This window comes from Vreelandella rituensis (assembly GCF_003336665.1).
Lineage (GTDB): Bacteria > Pseudomonadota > Gammaproteobacteria > Pseudomonadales > Halomonadaceae > Vreelandella > Vreelandella rituensis.
Genome location: NZ_QPIJ01000126.1, coordinates 1 through 2,710, shown reverse-complemented (window position 1 = coordinate 2,710; position 2,710 = coordinate 1). Strand labels below are relative to the sequence as shown.

Sequence of the window (2,710 nt, the reverse complement as noted above, 5' to 3'; positions counted from 1 at the left end):
TCGGACGTTGCGCTGGTGGGTGAGCGCCTGCGTGCTGGCCTGTCTGTTCTTGCTTTCCTACCCCTCGTTCGAGATGCGCATCGAGGGGGTCCACGGCGACGTCATGGTGCACGTAAGTACCCCCTTATCGGTCTTTGTGGGCTTATTGGTGGTCATGGGTACCGCCATGGGCATTGGCAAGGGCAGCCTGATGCGCCTGATATACCGGGACCATGCCCATCAAATGGCGTCGGTCGGTGGCCTGGCGGTGACCTTGGGGAGTCTGTTTGCGGCCGTGGTGCCGTTAATGTTCGTGCTGGGCAACGAATGGATTGGCATTCGTACCGCCGGCTTCATGTTCCTGTATGGCGCCTTGGCCGTCTGCATGTTGCTGATGCTGTGGGACCATGCCAACCCCTCCGCTTGCCTGTCTTCCTGACACTTCTTTCCGATGCCTCTTCCTGCCGTCTCTTTTCGGCACGCTCGTGCCGCCGCTTTCCGTGGCTGCCTTGTTTTTATCCCTTGGATGCCTGGGTTCTCGGCTTATCCCCCTGGCGTCGGTCATCTATCCCCTTGGAGGTAGAGAGGGTGTATATGGAGGTAATCACGCAGTAATCCGTGGGTCGTTCCCTCACACTCGATGCCATGGAACCTGCCCGGCAGGTAACAAAAAATTTTCGAGGTGCCTGGAGATCGACCATGAGTCATTTCATAGATCGGCTGAATTTCTTCCGCAAGGCCCGTGTGCCTTTCGCGAACGACCACGGCGAAAGCCGTGACGAGTCCCGCAGCTGGGAGGATGGTTACCGCTCCCGCTGGCAGCATGACAAGGTGGTGCGCAGCACGCACGGGGTGAACTGTACCGGCTCGTGCAGCTGGAAAATCTACGTCAAGAACGGCCTGGTCACCTGGGAAACCCAGCAGACCGACTACCCGCGCACCCGCCCGGATCTGCCCAACCACGAACCGCGTGGCTGCCCGCGGGGCGCGAGCTACTCCTGGTACCTCTACAGCGCCAACCGGCTCAAGTACCCCCTGGTTCGCAAGCCGCTGCTGGCCCTCTGGCGCGAGGCGCTCAAGGCGCACCCCGACCCGGTCGATGCCTGGGCCTCGATCGTCGAGGACCCGGCCAAGACCAAGCAGTACAAGCGTGCCCGCGGCATGGGCGGTTTCGTGCGCGGCGACTGGGACGAGCTCAACGACCTGGTGGCGGCCTCCAACGTCTACACCGCCAAGGAATTCGGCCCCGACCGTATCCTGGGCTTCTCGCCGATCCCCGCCATGTCGATGGTTTCCTACGCCGCCGGTAGCCGCTACCTGTCGCTGATCGGCGGCGTCTGCATGAGCTTCTACGACTGGTACTGCGACCTGCCGCCGGCCTCGCCGATGACCTGGGGCGAACAGACCGATGTCCCCGAATCCGCCGACTGGTACAACTCCGGCTACATCATCGCCTGGGGCTCCAACGTGCCCCAGACGCGCACCCCGGACGCGCACTTCTTCACCGAAGTGCGCTACAAGGGCACCAAGACCGTCTCGATCACCCCGGACTACGCCGAAGTCTCCAAGCTGACCGACGAGTGGCTGTCCGCCAAGCAGGGCACCGATGCCGCCCTGGCCATGGCCATGGGCCATGTGATTCTCAAGGAATTCCACCTCGACAAGCCCAGCGCCTACTTCACCGAGTATGTCCGCCAGTACACCGACATGCCGTTCCTGGTGGAACTCGAAGCGCGTGAGGACGGAAGCTTCGCCCCCGGTCGCCAGTTGCGCGCCAGCGACTTCGATGCCGCCCTGGGCCAGGACAACAACCCCGAGTGGAAAACCGTTGCCTGGGACGAAACCCGCGACCAGCTGGTGGTACCGCGTGGTTCCATCGGTTTCCGCTGGGGCGAGACCGGTGACGAAGTGGGCAAGTGGAACCTCGAGCCGCTGGACGCCGAAGGCACCAAGATCAAGCCGCTGCTCAGCCTGGCCGAGCACCACGACAGCGTGGCGCGGGTGGCATTTCCCTACTTCGGCGGCATCGAGCACGAGCACTTCGAGCACGTCAAGGGCGCCGGTGCCGGCGCCGCCGATGACCTGCTGTTCCACAACCTGCCCGTCAAGCGCCTGAAGAAGGCCGACGGCAGCGACATGCTGGCGGTCACCGTCTTCGATCTGATGTGCGCCAACTACGGCATCGACCGGGGCTTCAGCAGTGATGGCGAGGATGACGGCGCGACCTCCTATGACCAGATTCGCCCCTACACCCCGGCCTGGCAGGAGAAGATCACCGGCGTCTCGGCCGAGCAGGCCACGCGCATCGCCCGGGAATTTGCCGACAACGCCCACAAGACCAACGGGCGCAGCATGATCATCGTGGGTGCCGGCATGAACCACTGGTACCACATGGACATGAACTACCGCGGCCTGATCAACATGCTGGTCATGTGCGGCTGTATCGGCCAGAGCGGCGGCGGCTGGGCGCACTATGTGGGGCAGGAAAAACTGCGCCCGCAAACCGGCTGGACCCCGCTGGCCTTCGGCCTCGACTGGCAGCGTCCGCCGCGCCACATGAACTCCACCTCGTTCTTCTACAGCCACTCCTCCCAGTGGCGCTACGAGAAACTCGAGATCAAGGAAATCCTCTCGCCGCTGGCCAAGGCCGAGGACTACCCGGGCAGCCTGATCGACTTCAACGTGCGCTCCGAGCGCATGGGCTGGCTGCCGTCGGCGCCTCAGCTGGATA

At 63.4% G+C, this 2,710-nt stretch carries 1 protein-coding gene and 1 pseudogene; both read left to right on the top strand.

The annotated features are described in order from the left end of the window. Positions 1-418 (top strand): annotated as a pseudogene (locus DU506_RS21845) (MFS transporter); the annotation flags it as partial. 260 nt (positions 419-678) lie between these two features. After that, positions 679-2,710: nitrate reductase subunit alpha (locus DU506_RS20935; protein ID WP_114488760.1), on the top strand; the 2,032-nt coding region annotated here is incomplete at its 3' end.